Source organism: Castellaniella sp. (genome assembly GCF_047971665.1).
Classification (GTDB): Bacteria; Pseudomonadota; Gammaproteobacteria; order Burkholderiales; family Burkholderiaceae_B; genus Castellaniella.
In genome coordinates this window covers 35,853-51,315 of sequence record NZ_JBKEAA010000007.1, presented here as the reverse complement: position 1 = coordinate 51,315, position 15,463 = coordinate 35,853, and the positions used below count along the sequence as shown (strand labels likewise).

Here is a 15,463-nt window from a genome sequence, read left to right as displayed (position 1 = left end):
TACATTTCTCACAGTAGGAATGACGCGGCACTGCTGAAAAAGGCCGGCGCATCGCCGGCCTTTTTCTTTTGTCGCCGGCAGCTCCAGGGCGAAAGTGGCTCCGGCAGGGGCGACGGACAGGCTTCGGCTGGCGTCGCGCAGGGTCTTTGCTCAATTGAAGAAGGATCAGGTTTGGAAATCGAAGCCGACGCGCAACTGGATTATCTGCGTGTGCCGCCGCACTCGATCGAGGCCGAGCAGTCCGTGCTGGGCGGCCTGCTGCTGGATAACGCCTCCTTCGACCGGGTGGCCGACGTTCTCGTCGAGGACGACTTCTACCGATTCGACCATCGCCTGATCTGGCAGCACATCACCCGGCTGGTCGGACTGGCGCGTCCCGCCGACGTCGTGACCGTCCACGAGTCCCTGACCACGGCCGGCAAGGCCGATGAGTGTGGCGGCCTGCCTTACCTGAACGCACTGGCGCACAACACGCCTTCGGCGGCGAACATCCGCCGCTATGCGGAGATCGTGCGCGAGCGGTCCATGCTGCGCAAACTGGTCTCGATCGCCGACGAGATTTCTTCGACGGCGTTCAATCCCCAGGGCAAGGAGGCCCGGCAGATCCTCGACGAGGCCGAGTCCCGCGTTTTCCAGATCGCCCAGGAAGGCGCGCGCGGGATGGCCGGGTTTCAGGAAATCCGGCCGCTGCTGGCCCAGGTCGTCGAGCGCATCGATGAACTCTACCATCGCGAAGGCGATTCCGACGTCACGGGGGTGCCGACCGGGTTCAATGATCTGGACCGCATGACCTCCGGTCTGCAGGCGGGCGATCTGGTGATCGTGGCCGGACGGCCGTCCATGGGCAAGACCTCCTTTTCCATGAACATCGGTGAGCATGTCGCCATCGAGCAGGGGTTGCCGGTAGCCGTGTTCTCGATGGAAATGGGCGCTGTGCAACTGGCCATGCGCATGATCGGTTCGGTCGGCATGCTGGACCAGCACCGCATGCGCACCGGCAAACTGAACCAGGATGACTGGCCGCGTCTGACGCATGCCGTGCAAAAAGTCGAGGAAGCCCAGATCTACATCGACGAGACGCCCGCGTTGACCTCGATGGAAGTGCGCGCGCGGGCGCGGCGCCTGTCACGCCAGTGCGGGCAGCTGGGTCTGATCATCATCGACTATCTGCAGCTCATGTCCTCCAGCGGTTCGGGCGAGAACCGCGCCACCGAGATCTCGGAGATCAGCCGATCCCTGAAAGGCCTGGCCAAGGAGCTGAACTGTCCGGTGATCGCCCTGTCGCAGCTCAATCGCAGTCTGGAACAGCGCCCCAACAAGCGGCCCGTCATGAGCGATCTGCGGGAGTCCGGGGCCATCGAGCAGGATGCCGACGTGATCATCTTCATCTACCGGGACGAGGTCTACAACCCCGATTCTCCGGACAAGGGCACGGCCGAGATCATCATCGGCAAGCAGCGTAACGGCCCCATCGGCACGGTCCGCCTGACCTTCCAGGGGGCCAGCACCCGATTCCTGAATTTCTCGGCTGCGCCGGGGTTCTGACTCAGTCCTTCCGGCCCGCCGTCATCCTGAGCGCCATGCGCATGGCCGCCCGCAGCGAGGCGGGATCGGCGATGCCGCGCCCGGCGATGTCGAAGGCGGTGCCATGGTCCACGCTGGTGCGCACGAAGGGCAGGCCCACGGTCACATTCACGCCTTCGTCCAGCCCCAGGTATTTGACCGGGATCAGGCCCTGGTCATGGTATTGCGCGACCACGATGTCGAATTCTCCCTGCCGGGCACGCATGAAGACGGTGTCGCCCGGCCAGGGACCGGTCACGTCCAGGCCTTCAAGGCGCGCCTGGGCGATGGCGGGCGCGATGTGGCGGGCTTCCTCGTCGCCGAACGCGCCGCCTTCACCCGCATGTGGGTTCAGTCCCGCGACGGCAATGCGCGGCCGGTCGATCCCGGCCTGACGACAGGCCCGCTGTGCCAGGCGGATGGCACGCAGCTCGGCTGCCTGGTCGAGCGCCGCCGGCACCTTGGCCAGCGCGAGATGAATGGTGACCAGCAGCACCCGCAACTCATCGTTGGCCAGCATCATCGCGTAGTCTGTCGTGCCGGTGCGTTGCGCCAGAATCTCGGTGTGGCCCGGAAAATCAATGCCGCCGGCGTGCAGCGCGCCCTTGTGCAGGGGGGCTGTCACCAGCGCCCGCACATAACCGGCCCGGGCGTCGTCGATGGCATGGCACAGGTATGCGTAGGCACCGCGTCCGGCGCGTGCGTCTTCCCGCCCCCAGGGCAGGTCGGGTGGCAGCGCCTCCCCGCGGTTCAGGACCCCGATCTCTCCGTCGGTCGTGCCCGCGCCGGGGGTGTCCAGCGGCAGAATCCGCAGACGGTCGCTGAGCCCGAGCGCCTGGCTGGCGCGCAGCAGGGCGCCGCGATCGCCATAGACGACGGCCGGGTGGGGCAGGCCCTCGGCAAAGAGCCGGACGATCAGTTCCGGACCGACGCCGGCGGCATCCCCCAGCGTGAAGGCCAGAGGCGCACTGGCGGGCGCCGCCAGAAGAGCGGGATCAGAGGGCGTCGCTGGCATAGTCGGCCAGCCGGGACCGTTCGCCGCGCTGCAGGGTGATGTGGCCGGCGTGCGGCCAGCCCTTGAAACGATCCACCACATAGACCAGCCCTGAACTGCCCTCGGTCAGGTAGGGCGTGTCGATCTGGGTGATGTTGCCCAGACAGACGATCTTGGTGCCGGGGCCGGCGCGGGTGACCAGGGTCTTCATCTGCTTGGGCGTCAGGTTCTGGGCCTCGTCGATGATCAGGTACTTGTTCAGGAAGGTGCGGCCCCGCATGAAATTCATGGATTTGACCTTGATGCGGGAACGGATCAGATCCATGGCGGGCGTCTTGTTCCAGTCCTGGCCGTTGCCATTGCCGTTGCCGGCGATGCCGAGCGAGCCCGCGGCCCCCTGGTGCAGGACCTCGAGGTTGTCCTCCAGCGCGCCCATCCAGGGCAGCATTTTTTCTTCCTCGGTGCCGGGCAGGAAACCGATGTCGTCGCCGACCGGCACGGTGGCGCGGGTGATGATGATTTCCGTGTAGCGCTTGGTCTCGAACGTCTGGGCCAGCCCGCTGGCCAGCGCCAGCAGGGTCTTGCCGGTGCCCGCTTGACCCAGCAGCGACACGAAATCGATGTCCGGGTTCATCAACAGGTTCATGGCGAAATTCTGTTCGCGGTTGCGCGTGGTGACGCCCCAGACGCTGTTCTTGACGTGACTGAAGTCGCGCAGGGTCGACAGGACGGCGCTCTTGCCCGTGACCTCTCGCACCTGGGCGTACAGCGGCATTTCACCTTCGTAGTAGACGAATTCATTGACGATGAACTGGCTGCACAGCGGTCCGCGCACGCGATACCAGGTCAGGCCGTTCTGTTGCCAGGATTCGATGTCCTTGCCGTGCTTGTTCCAGAAATCCTCCGGCAGCGGCATGACGCCGTCGTAGAGCAGGTCCGAATCGTCCAGGACGTGATCGTTCAGGTAGTCCTCGGCCGGCAGGTTCAGCGCCCGCGCCTTGAGACGCATGTTGATGTCCTTGGACACCAGCACGACCTCGCGCTTCGGGTTTTCGAGCCGCAGTCCATGGACGATGCCCAGGATTACATTGTCGGCCTTGCCCATGGGCAATTCCAACGGCAGGCGCGTGTCCGTGGGGCGGGTCTGGAAATACAGCGAGCCCAGGGCGTCTGTGTTGCCCAGCGCATCCAGCGGCACCCCTTTGGACAGATCGGCCGCGCCGATCAGCTGGTCCAGGTAGCGGCTCACCTGGCGGGCATTGCGCGCGACTTCCGACATGCCTTTTTTCTGGTGATCGAGCTCTTCGAGCACGATCATGGGCAGGAAGACGTCATGTTCGGCAAAGCGGAACAGGGACGAGGAATCGTGCAGCAGCACGTTGGTGTCCAGCACGAACAGCTTGCGCTGCGCCATGGGCAGGCGCTTGGGACGGGCACGCGCGCTGGCGGATCGGGGGGGCGTCGCGGGCGTTGGCTTCGGGGGGGCTTTGGCGACCGCAGGTGCCGTGGGCCTGGCGGGTGCCGCCGCTGGTTTCTTGGCTGCGGGCGCGCGCGCAGGGGCGGCCGTGGGCGCCGCCGCCACAGGCGTGGCAGGCCGCTCGCGGTCAGCGGATTTGGTCAGGATGGCGGCGACCGGGCGGCTCTTTGCACCCCGTGCGGCAGGGGATGGCTCGGTCGTGTCAAACGCCGGACCGGGGATCGCGGTCGCCTGGCTGGCCTCGAAAGACGCCGGGCGACCGGCGTTGACGGTATCGCCCGGGCGGGTCGGCGGTTTCGGAAGGGGCATGAAGGCTCCAGAGAGGTCGCGTCAAGCGGCCAGGTTTCGAACGGCCTGCAGGACTTCGTCGGCATGGCCAGGAACGCGGACGCCGCGCCATTCCTGAACCAGGATGCCCTGACGGTCGATCAGGAAGGTGCTGCGCTCGATGCCGCGCACTTGTTTGCCGTACATGTTTTTTTGTTTCATGACGCCAAAGAGCGCGCACAGGATCTCGTCGGGGTCGGAAATCAGGGGGAAGGGCAAGGATTGCTTTGCCGTGAAATTCTGATGGGATTTCAATGTATCGCGGGAAATGCCGAACACCGCGCAGTCCAGGGCCTGGAACTGCGCGTAAAGATCGCGGAAATCCTGGGCCTCCGTGGTACAGCCCGGCGTGTTGTCCTTGGGGTAGAAATACAGAACGAAGGGCTTGCCCGCGTGCGTGGCCGAGTCAAAGGGGCCGTGGGTGGTCTCGGCAGTGATCAGCGGCAGCGGATGGCCGACAGCAACAGAGGTCATGATGAGGCATCTCCGGGTAGCAACAGGGCCAGGACGTGCCGTTCCTCGGACATGAGGATGTTATAGGTCCGGGCGGCGGCCTGGGTGGTCATGATTTCGACGCCGATACCCAGCGTCAGCAAGGGACGCAGCACTTCTGGCCGCAGGAAGATCTGACGTCGGCCAGTGCCGATGAGCAGGACTTCCGGTGCATCGGCGGGGCGTTCCGGGACGCTGACCTCGTCATCGAGAAAGGCCAGGGGGTCGCGGGCAGCCGGTTCCAGGCCGATCAGGCCCTGAAGAAGGGCGGCGTCGATGTCGGCGGCCGCGCGCAGTTCGAGATGGCGCACGGGGCCTTCGGGACTGAAGCAGATGGTGCTGTCGTAGCGGACCTGATTGATTTCCAGGAAGCCCTCGCCATAGGCGGTGACGGTGTTGAGTGCAGGATTCAGATCTTTTTGCAATAGCACAGGCAGGCTCCGGTGTTCCCGTGATGATAGCGCAATCGTGCCATGGCGCTTTGCGCCTGGGAGCAGAGGCGCAGCCGGGTGTCCACAGGCGGCCCCTTTTCCGGGGCATGCATTTGCGAGTCGCGGACGCATGCGATAGATTATCGGATTTGCTGCACCGCATCCATCCGCACGACTCCTGCCTACCAGCCGAGGACCCTCATGACGAGTTTTCCGCGCATCGAGCGCCTGCCCCCCTATGTATTCAACATCACAGGGGAACTCAAGATGGCCGCCCGCCGGCGCGGCGAGGACATCATCGACATGTCGATGGGCAATCCGGACGGCCCCACGCCGCAGCATATCGTCGATAAACTGGTGGAGGTCGCCCGCCGCCCGGATACCCATGGCTATTCGGTCTCCAAGGGCATTCCCCGCTTGCGCCGGGCGATCTCGGCCTGGTACGAGCGCCGCTATGGGGTGGACATCGATCCGGATTCCGAGGCCATCGTCTCCATCGGCTCCAAGGAAGGCCTGGCGCACCTGATGCTGGCCACGCTGGATCGGGGCGATACGGTGCTGGTGCCCAATCCCAGCTATCCGATCCATATCTACGGCGCGGTGATCGCCGGCGCCAACATCCGCTCGGTACCGATGACTCCGGGCCTGGATTTCTTCGAGGAGATCGAGCGCGCGGTGCGCGAGTCCATCCCCAAGCCCAAGATGATGATCCTGGGCTTCCCCAGCAATCCCACGGCACAGTGCGTGGAGCTGTCCTTCTTTGAGCGCATCGTGGCCCTGGCGCGCGAGCACGGCATCCTGGTGGTGCACGATCTGGCCTATGCCGACATCACCTTCGACGGCTATGTGGCGCCGTCCATCATGCAGGTGCCCGGCGCGCGCGACGTGGCGGTGGAATTCTTCACCATGAGCAAGAGCTACAACATGGCCGGCTGGCGCATCGGCTTCATGGTGGGCAACCGCGAACTGGTCAACGCCCTGGCGCGCATCAAGAGCTATCACGATTACGGCACCTTCACGCCGCTTCAGGTGGCCGCCATCGCAGCCCTCGAAGGCCCTCAGGACTGTGTGTCCGAGGTTGTCGAACAATACCGCAGCCGGCGCGATGTGCTGGCGCGCGGCCTGCATGAGGCCGGCTGGATGGTGGATGTGCCCAAGGCCTCCATGTATATCTGGGCGCGTATTCCCGAGCCCTATCTCGCCCAGAAGTCGCTCGAGTTTTCCAAGCGGCTGCTGGCCGATGCCAAGGTCGCCGTGTCGCCCGGCATCGGCTTTGGCGACTATGGCGATGACTATGTGCGTTTTGCCCTGATCGAGAATGAACAACGCACCCGGCAGGCGGTGCGCGGCATCAAGGACATGTTCCGCAAGGACGGACTGCTGAAATGAAACCAATACGCATAGGTTTGCTGGGTCTGGGCGTCGTCGGCGGCGGGGTCTGGGCGGTTCTGGCCCAGAATGGCGGTGAAATCGCTCGGCGCGCCGGGCGGAATATCGAGGTCGCCGCCGTGGCCGTGCGTGATGTAGCCAAGGCGCGGGCGCTGGTGGGCGCCGATGTGACGGTGATCACCGACGGCATGGCCCTGGCCCGTGATCCCGACATTGACATCATCGTCGAGCTGATGGGTGGTGAGACGGTGGCCCGCGACTGCATCCTCGAGGCCATTGCCCAGGGCAAGCACGTGGTCACGGCCAACAAGGCCCTGCTGGCCGTGCATGGCAACGAGATCTTCGCCGCCGCCCAGGCGCACGGCGTGATGGTCGCCTTCGAGGCGGCGGTGGCCGGCGGCATTCCCATCATCAAGGCGATTCGCGAAGGCCTCACGGCCAACCGCATCCAATGGCTGGCCGGCATCATCAATGGCACGACCAACTTCATCCTGTCGGAAATGCGCCAGCGTGGCCTGCCGTTCGACACCGTGCTCGCCGAGGCGCAGCGCCTGGGCTATGCCGAGGCCGATCCGACCTTTGACATCGAGGGTGTGGACGCGGCCCACAAACTCACGCTGATGGCCTCCCTGGCCTTCGGCATCCCGGTGCAGTTCGACAAGGTTCACATCGAGGGGATTTCCCGCCTGGCCTCCGAGGACATCGTCCATGCCGAACGCCTGGGCTATCGCATCAAGCTGCTGGGCATCACCCGCCGACGTCCGGAAGGGATCGAGTTGCGGGTCCATCCCGCGCTGGTGCCCGACCATTGCCTGCTGGCCAACGTCGAGGGCGCCATGAACGCCGTGCTGGTGCGCGGCGATGCGGTCGGGCCTTCGCTGTATTATGGCCAGGGCGCAGGCGCGCTGCCCACGGCCTCGGCCGTGGTGGCCGATCTGGTGGATGTCACCCGCCTGCAGACAGCCGACCCGGAGCACCGGGTACCGCATCTGGCCTTCCAGCCGGACGCCATGGCCGACATTCCCGTGCTGCCCATGGCGGACGTCCGCACCAGTTTCTATCTGCGCCTGCGGGTCGATGACCGGCCCGGCGTCCTGGCCGACCTGGCGCGCATGCTGTCGGATGCCGCCATTTCCGTGGGGTCGATGTTCCAGCAGCCGCATGGCGAACATCAGGCCGACATCATCTTCCTGACCCACGAAGCGCGCGAGGGGAATGTGGAACAAGCCTTGCGCGCCATCCAGGACCTGCCGTTCGTGCGCTCGGACGTGACCCGCCTGCGTGTGGAGAACATCAATTGAAGTATCTGTCCACCCGGGGCGGCATGGCCCCCCAGCCCTTTTGCGACATCCTGCTCGAAGGTCTGGCGCCCGATGGCGGTCTGACCCTGCCTGAAACCCTGCCTGCGCTGGGCGCGGATACGCTGGAATCCTGGCGCGAACTGGATTATGCCGATCTGGCTGCCCGCGTGCTGGGTCTGTTCATCGACGACATCGATGCCGCCGCCTTGTCCCGCATGACGCGCGCCGCCTATGCGCCCGATGTCTTTCCGTGTATCGCGCCGGTCAAGCCGCTGCGCCCGGGCTTGTCGCTGCTGGGACTGTCCGAAGGGCCGACGCTGGCCTTCAAGGACATGGCCATGCAGTTCCTGGGGCAGGTGTTCGAATATGTTCTGGCGCAGCGCGGTCAGACGCTCAATATTCTGGGCGCCACCTCGGGCGATACCGGCTCTGCCGCCGAATACGCACTGTGCGGCAAGCGCGGCGTGTCGGTGTTCATGCTGTCGCCCCATGGCCGCATGAGCGCCTTTCAGCGCGCCCAGATGTATTCATTGCAGGATGACAACATCCACAACATCGCGGTGCGCGGGGTATTCGACGAATGCCAGGACATTGTCAAGACTCTGGCCGGCGATCTGGAATTCAAGAGCGCCCATCATCTCGGCGCCGTCAATTCCATCAACTGGGCGCGCATTGCCGCCCAGGTGGTGTACTACGTCTGGGGCTGGCTGCGTGCCGCGCGCGGGCCCGGTCAGCAGGTGTCCTTTACGGTGCCCTCGGGGAATTTTGGCAATATCCTGGCGGGACACATCGCGCGCCGGATGGGGGTGCCGATCCGCCGTCTGGTGCTGGCCACCAACGAAAACAATGTGCTCGAAGAATTCTTCCGCACCGGTATCTACCGGCCGCGCGCGGCCAGCCAGACACATGCCACGTCCAGTCCGTCCATGGACATCTCGCGCGCCTCGAATTTCGAGCGTTTCGTGTTCGATCTGATCGACCGCGATCCGGCCCGGGTCCGGGCGCTCATGGAAGAACTGCGCACCACCGGTCAGTTCGACCTGTCCGCCCTGCGCCCCGAGTTCACGGAACGCTATGGCTTCCAGGCGGGTGCCAGCACACATGCCGATCGCCTGCGCACCATCGGCGACATCCGCCGCGATGCCGGCGTGCTGATCGACCCGCACACGGCTGACGGGGTGAAGGTCGCGCTGGAACATCTTGAGGACGGCGTTCCCATGCTGGTGCTGGAAACGGCCCTGCCTGCCAAGTTTGCGGAAACCATCCTCGAAGCCACCGGCGAGACGCCGGAGGTGCCGCCCGGATTGCAGGATCTCGACCGGCGGCCCCAGCGTGTCGAGCTGATGGATTGTGATGTCCGCCAGATCGCGGATTACGTGCATCGTCACGCGCTGCGCTAAGGCCTTTCTGGCGGCGGGCTGGGTGGTCTGCCCGCCGCGAGATTCAAAGGGCGCCTGTGTTTGCGCCATCCTGAAGATGTCAGGACGGCTCAGGCGATCCTGTAGGTCTGCAGGTGGATGCTGGTCTCCGACTGGCTGATGCCCCGGATCAGGCGGATGCGCTCCAGCACCTGGGACAGTTCCTGCAGGTCGGCTGCCCGGAGCTCGGCCAGCAGGTCCCAGCGGCCGTTGGTGTCGTGCAGGGTGGCCACGCCTGGTTCTCCCAGCAGGCTGGCGATCACTGTGCGGGCCTCGTTGCCTTCGACAGCAATCCCCATCCAGGCCCGGATGGTCTGTGGTTCCGCGTCCGGACGCAGGCGCACCGTGTAGCCCACGATCAGGCCGGCGTCCTCCAGCCGGCGCATGCGCTGGGTGATGGTGCCGCGCGCCACGCCCAGGCGTCGCGCCAGCGTGGCCACACTGGCGCGGGCGTTCTTGCGCAACAGGCCAATGAGGGCCAGGTCGGTGGAATCCATGCGCATGTCCTCCGTTTTGCGGCCTGGCGGCGCAAGGTCATGCGCCCGGGCCTGGTTGCATGAGAATCAGGGCAACGATGAATTGAATGATTCATTCTGTTCAATTATCTATGTCATCTTGCCAGTTTATTGACGAAATGACAGCAAAATTGACGATATACATTGCCGATGCCTTGGGCCACACTGAATGCAGCTCATCACATCCCAAGGAGACCCACCATGCAAACCCATGCTCCGGCGTATCCCCGCACGCTGTTCCTGGATACCCATGATGTGGCCCGGCTGATCGGCCTGCTGGGCCTGCCCGCCTGCCTGCGAGGACTGGTCGATACCCTGCGGGCCGATTATCTGCGCTGGCCTGAATTCGACAAGGAAGCCCGCATCGCGGCGTATTCCGAACAGGGCACGATCGAGCTCATGCCGATCACCGATGGGACGCATTACAGTTTCAAGTGCGTCAATGGTCATCCTGGCAATGGACGCCACGGTCTGCCCACGGTGATGGCCATGGGAGCGCTGCTGGATTGCGATACCGGTATGATCCGCCTGCTGGGCGAATTGACCCTGACCACGGCGTTGCGCACGGCGGCGATGTCGGCCCTGGCCGCCCAGGCGCTGGCGCGGCGTGGCAGCCAGTCGATGGCGTTGATCGGCAACGGAGCGCAAAGCGACTTTCAGGCACTGGCCTTTGCCGGACTGCTGGGCATACGCGATCTGCGCCTCTACGATGTGGATCGCAGCGCCTCCGAGCGGCTGGCGCGCAATCTGGCCTCGGCTGAGATCGACGGGCCTGCGTTGTCCGTGCGGATCTGCGACTCGGCGGCTCAGGCCGTGCGGGGCGCGGACATCGTCACGACCGTGACCGCCTTCCAGGGCCGGGCGCGGGCTCTGGACGCTGATCTGGTCGAGCCCGGCATGCACCTGAATGCCGTGGGGGGTGACTGCCCCGGCAAGACCGAGCTGGACCCGGCGATTTTGCTCCGGGCCGATGTCTTCGTCGAGTTTCCGCCCCAGACCCGCAAAGAGGGCGAGATCCAGCAGATGCCGGCGGATTTTCCCGTGACCGAGTTGTGGCGCGTCCTGGCGAGTGATGCGCCGGGGCGCGCGCGGGCGGATCAAGTGACGCTGTTCGATTCGGTCGGATTCGCGCTGGAGGACTATTCCGCGCTACGCTTTCTTCAAGCCCAGGCGCGGGCACATCAGGTGGGGACCTGGGTGGACGTGACGCCGGGGCAGGCGGATCCGCGCGACTTGTATGGCTGGATGCAGGGTCAGGTCCGGGACCTGACCGCGCTGGTCTCTTGATCGCGCCCGAACGCGCAAGCCTTGCCGTTCGTGGCGAGTCCGTGCGGACGCCTTTTTCATTCACGGACGCCGACAGGCAAAGGATCTGATCATGGGGGTCGAAATCGCCCTGGTGGGAGCGCCCACCGATATCGGCGCAGGCACGCGCGGCGCATCGATGGGACCGCAGGCCTTGCGGGTGGCCGGGCTGGCAGCCGCCCTGGTGCGTCAGGGCTGTCAGGTTCTGGACACGGGGGATCTGGCCGGTCCGGGCAACCCCTGGCAGCCGCCGGACCAGGGCTACCGTCATCTGGCGCAGGTCGTGGCCTGGAATGCTCAGGTCTTCGAGGCCGTGACGGCTCAGTTGCAGGCGGGCCGCCTGCCGATGATGCTGGGTGGCGACCATTGTCTGGGCGTCGGGTCGGTGGGCGCGGTGGCGCGGCATTGCCGGCGCGTGGGCAAACCGCTGCGCGTGTTCTGGCTCGATGCGCATACCGATTTCAATACCGCTCGGCTGACGCCCAGCGGCAACCTGCATGGCATGCCGGTGGCCTGTCTGTGCGGATTTGGTCCTCCTGCGCTGGTGGATCTGAGTGAACCGGGGCCGGCCCTGCGGCCTGATGAATTCTGCATGATCGGTATCCGCAGTGTCGATGCGGGCGAGCGGGAGTTCGTCCATGAGCAGCGACTGGATGTATATGACATGCGCACGATCGATGAACGCGGCATGCGCGCGGTGATGGAGGCTGCGCTGGACGGACTGCCTGCGGATGCCCATGTTCATGTGAGCTTCGATGTGGATTTTCTGGATCCGGGCTATGCGCCGGGCGTCGGGACGACTGTCCGGGGCGGGCCGACCTGGCGCGAGGCCCAGCTGTGCATGGAGATGCTGGCCGATACGGGGCAGGTGGGTTCGGTCGATATCGTCGAGCTGAACCCGGCCCTGGACGTGCGCAACGGGACGGCCAAGGTTGCCGTCGAACTGGTCGAAAGCCTGTTCGGCAAGAGCACGCTGGTCCGTCGCCCCCGGGGATGACCGGTCCGAGGCGTCGCTGTGGTGCGGGTCAGGCGGTCAGGATGCCGTCGGCCGCCCGCAGCCCGCTGCGCACCGCGCCTTCGAGCACGGCCGGATAGCCGGTGTCGGTCCAGTCGCCGGCCAGCAGCAGGCCCGGCCAGGGAGTGATCGCACCGGGGCGTCGCAGGGCGGGAACCGCGTCGAAGGTCGCTCTTTTTTCTGTCACCAGGGCATGTGCCTCGATCTCTGGCAGGGGCGGGTGCGATCCGTCAGCCGCCTGGGCGCGGATCTGATCGATGATCCCGCGCACGATGCGCGCGGGATTCCGGCCCGCATAGCGGTCCGCCTCGCCGATCACGACATGAACCAGGTGGCGGCCAGTCTCCTGGTCGGCGCTGGCGCTGCGGTCGAACAGCCATTGCCCCCAGGCGTCGTGCGTCGGGTCGTCGTCCAGCAGCATCATGGGATGGCGTGTCCCCCAGGGCCGGGCCAGCCGCAGGGTCAACGTGCCGATGGCGGAATGCGTCGGGTCCGCCCAGCCCTGCAGAAAATCATCTGCGCCCGGCAATGCGCCCAGCAGGCGCCGGGCCTCGGCGGCCGGGACAGCCAGGATGAGGCCTTCATGCGGTATGCCGTCCACGAGCCAGCCGCCCGAGGAGGCGGGCGCAATGGCGCGTATCCGCTGGCGCCTCATATCATCGCCCAGCAGTGCGCAGATCCGCTCCGGCCAGAGCGTGTGCAGGCTGTCGCGCGGGATCAGGAGGCGGCTGGCGGCGGGGCCGGCCCCCAGACTGTCGGCCAGGACCCGGGCAAACAGGCGGGCCTGTGCCGTGCGCGCTGGTGTATTCATGGCCGCCAGGCACAGCGGCTGCCACAAACGTATCATCAGGCTGGCCGGACAGCCCAGACCGGCCAGCCAGTCCGAGACGGTGGCCGCAGGATCGATGCGTTCCGGCGTCAGTGCGGAAAAGACGCGCATCAAATGGCGGCGACCTTGCCAGCCGCCCAGTCCCCGGCTGCCAAGGAATACGCCCAGCGCGTGCAGGGGCGGGGGCAAGGGCCAGAGTTTCAGGCTCAGGCGGGTGTCGGCGGATCGCAGGGTAAGGCTGCGGGCCAACAGGCCTTGAGCGGGCTCCACGGCCAGGTCCCGCATGAGCGACAGTGTGCTGGTGTAGGCGCCCAGCAGAATGTGCTGGCCGTTGTCGATGGTCAGTCCCAATCCGGGATGATCGATCGGCCGCGCCCGGCCTCCTGGCGCGGCAGCGGCCTCATAGACCCGGACCGCGCGTCCCGCCCGATGCAGTCGTGTGGCGGCCGCCAGTCCCGCCCAGCCGGCGCCAATGATGGCGATGCCGTTCATGGCGTCGCCCTGAATCTGCGTGGCGCCGCATGCCTGCGCGCGCGGGTGCTCGTGGCGCCGTCCGGGGGGATCATTGCGCCAGGCGGCGGACCAGCCTGCGACCGCCCCCGACCCAGGTTTTCCAGGCAAGCCAGAATTTGCGGATCGGGGTCAGCGCGATGCGCTGATCCAGGACGCGCCAGCCATCGCGCTCGATCTCGTCGAGCAAGGCCGCATAGATGGCGGCCATCAGCAGGCCGGGCCGTTGCGCGCGGCGGTCGGCCTCCGGCAGAGCGCGCATGGCGTCCCGGTACAGTTGGCGTGCGCGCTCGGTCTGTTGCCGCATCAGTGCCAGGAAATTTTCGCTGTGGTGTCCGTCGAGGATGTCGTCGACCGTCACGCCGTGACGCGCCATGTCGTCGGCCGGCAGGTAGATGCGCCCACGTCGGGCATCGTCGCCCACATCGCGGATGATGTTCGTCATCTGAAAGGCCAGACCCAGTGTTTCAGCATATTCCAGTGTGCGAGGGTCGGTGTAGCCGAAAATGCGGGCGGACAGTTCGCCCACGACACTGGCCGCGCGCCAGCAGTATTCCTTCAGGGCGGGCCAATCGGCGTAGCGGAACTGGTCCAGATCCATTTCCATGCCTTCTATCACGGCATAGAAAGGCGCCGGGTGCAGCCCGAAGGTGCGGACATGCCCCGCCAGGGCGATCGCGACCGGATGATCGGGGATCCCGTTGAACATCAGATCGATCTGGCCTCGCCACCACGCCAGCTTCATCCTGGCGACGGAGGCCTCGCTGACCTCGTCCACGATATCGTCCACCTCGCGGCAGAAGGCGTACAGCGCCGTGATGGCGCGGCGCCGCTCCGGGGGCAGGAACAGAAAGGCGTAGTAGAAGCTCGATCCGCTGCGCGCGGCTTTCTGCTGGCAGTATTCGTCAGGTGTCATGATGGTTGGGCGATGCGGCGTCGGGGCACGGCGTACAGAATGCGCGCCAGCATAGCAGGAAGGCGTCGGCGCGGCCCAGGATGGGCCGGTTGGTCCAAGGGTCGTTACCCTCCGCCGCCAGCTTTTCCAGGATCCGCAGGCCGCCATGCACCACCAGGCGCAGTTCCAGGCCGGCGCGTCCGGGCAGGCGCCAGGCGAGCGGGCTGCCGGTCAGCAGGGCGCGGCGGGCCTGGCCGGCCTGTTCGCGTACCACGGCCCGCCAGGCGTCGGAAGGCGGTGTGGGCGGATCGGCACACAGGGCCTTCATGTCGTCCGGCTCCAGGCCATGACGTGCCAGACAGTCCAGGGGGATATAGCAACGGCCCTTGGCCTGGTCCAGGGACACGTCCTGACAGAAATTCACGCGCTGCAACCCGGTGCAGATGGCGTCGGATTGGGCCAGATCCACTGGACGGGTCTGGCCGAACAGATGCAGCATCAGGCGGCCGACCGGATTTGCCGAGCGGCGACAGTAGTCCAGCAAGGCGGGTTCGTCGGCGTAGCGGGTGACGCTCAGATCCTGGATGAAGGCCGACAGCAGATCCAGCAGAGGCTGGATGGGCATCTGATGGCGCACGAGCGTATCGCCCAGCCGGGCGAAGATCGCCCGGTCGGTATCGGTCAGCGAGACCTGGGCCGGCCGCCCGGCCCCGAGGTCGCGGACGGCGGCGCGCCAGGCCTCCAGCCGTTCCAGGCGCGCCGCAGCAGAGGCGTCGCCTTCGTCGGCGATGTCGTCCGCGCCACGCGCAAAAGCATACAGATCGCGGACCGCCGGACGCAGCCGGGAGGGCAGCAGCAGGGACGCGACGGGAAAATTTTCATAGTGATCGACAGCCATGATGAGGCAGTATACTTAGAAGCTTCTGATTCAGAGCGTGACCGTCTGCCAGCCTGTCCGGCCCTGTTTGTCCATCCTGAGGCGACCATGGCCCGGCAGGCTGC

At 65.9% G+C, this 15,463-nt stretch carries 14 protein-coding genes; 6 read left to right on the top strand and 8 right to left on the bottom strand.

The annotated features are described in order from the left end of the window. Positions 1 to 171 precede the first annotated feature (171 nt). Positions 172 to 1,545 carry a replicative DNA helicase gene (locus ACK5JE_RS01740; RefSeq protein WP_416799992.1) on the top strand — a complete coding sequence of 458 codons (1,374 nt, stop codon included), beginning with the start codon at positions 172 to 174 and terminating at the stop codon, positions 1,543 to 1,545. 1 nt (position 1,546) lies between these two features. Here ACK5JE_RS01740 and pdxA read toward each other — a convergent pair whose 3' ends face one another. Genes pdxA through ACK5JE_RS01720 form a run of 4 tightly spaced genes read right to left on the bottom strand, consistent with a single transcriptional unit; the run spans position 1,547 to position 5,284 of the window. Further along, positions 1,547 to 2,578: a 4-hydroxythreonine-4-phosphate dehydrogenase PdxA gene (gene pdxA, locus ACK5JE_RS01735; protein WP_416799991.1), complete on the bottom strand. Its 1,032-nt coding sequence runs from the start codon at positions 2,576 to 2,578 to the stop codon at positions 1,547 to 1,549. Next, positions 2,559 to 4,343: a PhoH family protein gene (locus ACK5JE_RS01730; RefSeq protein ID WP_416799990.1), complete on the bottom strand. Its 1,785-nt coding sequence runs from the start codon at positions 4,341 to 4,343 to the stop codon at positions 2,559 to 2,561. The genes pdxA and ACK5JE_RS01730 overlap by 20 nt, the downstream gene beginning before the upstream one ends. 21 nt (positions 4,344 to 4,364) lie before the next feature. After that, positions 4,365 to 4,835 carry a peroxiredoxin gene (locus ACK5JE_RS01725; RefSeq protein WP_416799989.1) on the bottom strand — a complete coding sequence of 157 codons (471 nt, stop codon included), beginning with the start codon at positions 4,833 to 4,835 and terminating at the stop codon, positions 4,365 to 4,367. Then, positions 4,832 to 5,284: an Mth938-like domain-containing protein gene (locus tag ACK5JE_RS01720; protein WP_416799988.1), complete on the bottom strand. Its 453-nt coding sequence runs from the start codon at positions 5,282 to 5,284 to the stop codon at positions 4,832 to 4,834. The genes ACK5JE_RS01725 and ACK5JE_RS01720 overlap by 4 nt, the downstream gene beginning before the upstream one ends. 201 nt (positions 5,285 to 5,485) lie before the next feature. On the opposite strand from ACK5JE_RS01720, the gene alaC reads away from it, so the two are divergent. Genes alaC through thrC form a run of 3 tightly spaced genes read left to right on the top strand, consistent with a single transcriptional unit; the run spans position 5,486 to position 9,374 of the window. After that, positions 5,486 to 6,673, top strand: a complete 1,188-nt coding sequence (gene alaC, locus ACK5JE_RS01715) for an alanine transaminase (protein WP_416799987.1) — start codon at positions 5,486 to 5,488, stop codon at positions 6,671 to 6,673. Next, positions 6,670 to 7,974: a homoserine dehydrogenase gene (locus tag ACK5JE_RS01710; RefSeq protein WP_416799986.1), complete on the top strand. Its 1,305-nt coding sequence runs from the start codon at positions 6,670 to 6,672 to the stop codon at positions 7,972 to 7,974. Before alaC ends, ACK5JE_RS01710 begins: the two co-directional genes overlap by 4 nt. Beyond that, positions 7,971 to 9,374, top strand: a complete 1,404-nt coding sequence (gene thrC / locus ACK5JE_RS01705; RefSeq protein ID WP_416799985.1) for a threonine synthase — start codon at positions 7,971 to 7,973, stop codon at positions 9,372 to 9,374. The genes ACK5JE_RS01710 and thrC overlap by 4 nt, the downstream gene beginning before the upstream one ends. Before the next feature lie 89 nt (positions 9,375 to 9,463). Here thrC and ACK5JE_RS01700 read toward each other — a convergent pair whose 3' ends face one another. Then, the gene (locus tag ACK5JE_RS01700; RefSeq protein WP_416799984.1) at positions 9,464 to 9,889 is read right to left on the bottom strand and encodes an Lrp/AsnC family transcriptional regulator; all 426 of its coding nucleotides are present in this window, start codon (positions 9,887 to 9,889) and stop codon (positions 9,464 to 9,466) included. A 219-nt stretch (positions 9,890 to 10,108) separates the two neighbouring features. Here ACK5JE_RS01700 and ACK5JE_RS01695 point away from each other — a divergent pair, with 219 nt between their 5' ends. Further along, positions 10,109 to 11,194, top strand: coding sequence for an ornithine cyclodeaminase (locus ACK5JE_RS01695; RefSeq protein WP_416799983.1), 1,086 nt, complete (start codon positions 10,109 to 10,111; stop codon positions 11,192 to 11,194). Between the two features lie 91 nt (positions 11,195 to 11,285). Continuing rightward, positions 11,286 to 12,209 (top strand): arginase, encoded by a 924-nt coding sequence (rocF, locus tag ACK5JE_RS01690; RefSeq protein WP_416799982.1) that lies wholly within the window; start codon positions 11,286 to 11,288, stop codon positions 12,207 to 12,209. A gap of 28 nt (positions 12,210 to 12,237) precedes the next feature. Here rocF and hpnE read toward each other — a convergent pair whose 3' ends face one another. The 3 genes from hpnE to hpnC are packed head-to-tail and all read right to left on the bottom strand — an operon-like array spanning position 12,238 to position 15,359. After that, complete coding sequence (hpnE, locus tag ACK5JE_RS01685; protein ID WP_416799981.1) at positions 12,238 to 13,677, bottom strand: hydroxysqualene dehydroxylase HpnE; 1,440 nt, start codon at positions 13,675 to 13,677, stop codon at positions 12,238 to 12,240. Further along, positions 13,619 to 14,482 carry a presqualene diphosphate synthase HpnD gene (gene hpnD / locus ACK5JE_RS01680; protein ID WP_416799980.1) on the bottom strand — a complete coding sequence of 288 codons (864 nt, stop codon included), beginning with the start codon at positions 14,480 to 14,482 and terminating at the stop codon, positions 13,619 to 13,621. The genes hpnE and hpnD overlap by 59 nt, the downstream gene beginning before the upstream one ends. Beyond that, entirely contained in the window at positions 14,472 to 15,359 is an 888-nt protein-coding gene (gene hpnC, locus ACK5JE_RS01675) for a squalene synthase HpnC (protein WP_416799979.1), read from the bottom strand. The genes hpnD and hpnC overlap by 11 nt, the downstream gene beginning before the upstream one ends. Positions 15,360 to 15,463: the final 104 nt, after the last annotated feature.